We start from the raw sequence: 2,579 nt of genomic DNA, 5'->3' as shown, positions 1-2,579 counted from the left end.
TGTGGTGGATCCCGGCGGAGCGCCCCGAGCAGATCCGCCAGGCGCTGGTCCAGCTCGCCGACCGGCTCGGGCTGCACGCGGGCATGGAGGCCAACACGGCCGTGCCCAGCGTGCTCGACGCGCTGCGCACCGGGCGCCCGTGCCGCAACTGGCTGCTGGTCTTCGACAACGCCGAGGAGCTGGAGACGGTTCGGCCGTTCTTCCCCGCGGGCGGGCCGGGCCGGATCCTGGTCACCTCGAGGAACGCCCAGTGGTCGCGCGCCGCCCGCACCGTCGAGGTGGACGTCTTCGAGCGCGCGGAGAGCATCGAGCTGCTGCGCCGCCGGGGGCCGGAGCTGCCGCGCGACCAGGCGGACCGGGTCGCCGACGCGCTGGGGGACCTTCCGCTGGCCATCGAGCAGGCGGCCGCGTGGCTCACCGAGACCGGGATGCCGGTCGACGAGTATCTCCAGGTCTTCGAGGACGAGCGGGCGGATGTCTCCACCCGCCGCAACGAGCTGCTGGCGGCGGGCGTTCCGGTGGACTACCCCGAACCGGTCGCCGCCGCCTGGAACATGTCGCTGCGGCGGCTGGCCGAAACCCATCCCGGCGCGCTCCAGTTCCTCCAGATGTGCTCGTTCTTCGCGCCCGAGCCGGTCTCCCGGCGGCTCTTCTCCGGCGTGCGCGGGGTGTCCCTCTCCCCCGAGCTGTCGGAGGTGCTGCAGGATCCCATCAAGCTCGGCCACGCGATCCGTGAGATCAACCGCTACGCCCTGATCAAGATCAATCACCGCAGCAACACGATCGAGATGCACCGGCTGGTGCAGGCCGTGCTGATCGGCCAGATGTCCCCGCAGCAGCAGGCGGACATGCGGCACAGCGCCCATGTGCTGCTGGCCTTCGGCGACCCCAACGACGTGACTCCCGCGAACTGGGGGCGGTACGCCGACCTCCTCTCCCATGTCCGGGCGTCGCGCGCGATGGAGTGCGATGACAAATGGGTGCGGCAGATGGTGCGGAACCTGGTCCGCTTCCTCTATATCTGGGGGGACCACGAGGGTGCGCTGGAGCTCGGTACCCAGGTGCGCCGGGAATGGGTGGAGACGCTCGGCGAGGACAGCGCGGAGACGCTGGCCGTCTCCCGCACCCTGGGCCATGTCCTGACTGTGCTCGGCCACTTCAACGAGGCCCGGGAGCTCAACCGCCGGACACTGGAGCTCCAGCGCGCCAAAGATGGCGACGACCACGAGAACACCCTGGTGACTCAGGGCGCGGTCGCCGTTGACACCCGCTACCAGGGCGACTACACGCGATACGTGGAGCTGGAGAAGGACCGCTGGACCAGGACCCTGCGGCTCTTCGGGGACGAGGACCCGTACTCCATCGGCGCGGCGAACGACTACGCCCTGGCACTGCGCGCGACGGGGGACTACGCACAGGCCCGGCAGCTGGAGGAGGGCGCCCGGCGCACCGCCGCCCTGGTGCTCGGCGAGGACGCCCTGCTCACCATCCTGGTGGAGGCCAACCTCAGCATCGACATCCGCGAGGGCGGCGACTACCTGGCCGCCCGCGACATGCTGGAGCAGACCTGCGCCCGCGCCCGCCAATTGCTCCCGCCGAACGCGCCCATCGGGGTCTACGCCCTGCGCAACCTCGCCGTGGCGCGTCGTAAGGCGGGCGACCACGAGGGCGCCCTGGACCTCAGCCGGGAGGTGCTGGAGCGGTACCGGCTGCGCTACACCGAGCCCAACCTCCACATCACCATCACGGCCCTGGCCCTGTCGATGGATCTGCGGCAGACCGCCGATCTGGAGGGCGCCCGTGAGCTGGGCCGGAAATGCCTTGACGAGATGCGCGTCCTGCTGGGGGAACGGCATCCGGCGACCCTGGGCGCGGCGGTCGACCTCGCCGTGACGCTGCGGCTGCTGGGCGAGACGGATGAGGCGCTCGCGCTGAACAAGCAGACGCTGCCGGTACTCGTCGAGCGGCTGGGGGCCGACCATCCCATGGCGCTGGTCTGTGCCATCAATATGGCCAGCGACCACTACACCCTCGCGGACTACCAGGAGGCCCACGACCTGGACACCGAGACCCTGGCGGCCTGCCGGTCCCGGCTCGGTGAGGACCACCCCACCACGCTCGCGTGTGCGGTCAATCTGTCGGGGGATCTGCGCGCGCTGGGCGAGGGCAGGCAGGCGGAGGAGCTGCACCAGGACGCGCTCGTCCGGCTGCGCCGGGTGCTGACGGCCAACCACCCGGCGACGGTCGCGGCGGCCCGGGGCATCCGGGCGGACTGCGATGTGGAGTCGATCTCCATCTGAACCGGCGTCCGCGTCGCCGTTCGCGGGGCCCCGTGCCGCGCGCCGTTCACCCGCGCGTACGCGTCCCGATCCACCGCGCCAGCGCCACCGGGTCGGGGCCCGCGCCCGGTGCGGTGCGCAGCTCCCGGTGGACGGCCAGGGCCAGTTCGGGGTGGTTCAGCAGCGTCGTCCTGGCCGCGCCGTCCGGCAGGCCGAGCGCGAGCCCCGCCCATGCCGCGATGTCGTCCGGGTCCGCTTCCACGCGGGCCCGGTAGCCGCGCAGCGCGGCCGCGGTGTCCC

General features: G+C 72.0%; 1 protein-coding gene and 1 pseudogene. One reads left to right on the top strand and one right to left on the bottom strand.

Annotated features, from left to right (window positions below):
• The coding region (fxsT, locus tag GWI24_RS43220; RefSeq protein WP_210951487.1) for an FxSxx-COOH system tetratricopeptide repeat protein at positions 1–2,300 on the top strand (2,300 nt) is incomplete at its 5' end.
• Positions 2,301–2,346: 46 nt separating this feature from the next.
• On the opposite strand, the pseudogene GWI24_RS43215 reads toward fxsT, so the two are convergent.
• Positions 2,347–2,579: pseudogene (locus GWI24_RS43215) on the bottom strand (HEXXH motif domain-containing protein); the annotation flags it as partial.

The sequence above is a fragment of the Streptomyces sp. MK37H genome (assembly GCF_018035285.1).
Lineage (GTDB): Bacteria > Actinomycetota > Actinomycetes > Streptomycetales > Streptomycetaceae > Streptomyces > Streptomyces endocoffeicus.
The sequence above is the reverse complement of the archived record's forward strand: the minus strand, read 5'-3'. Positions and strand labels throughout refer to the sequence as shown.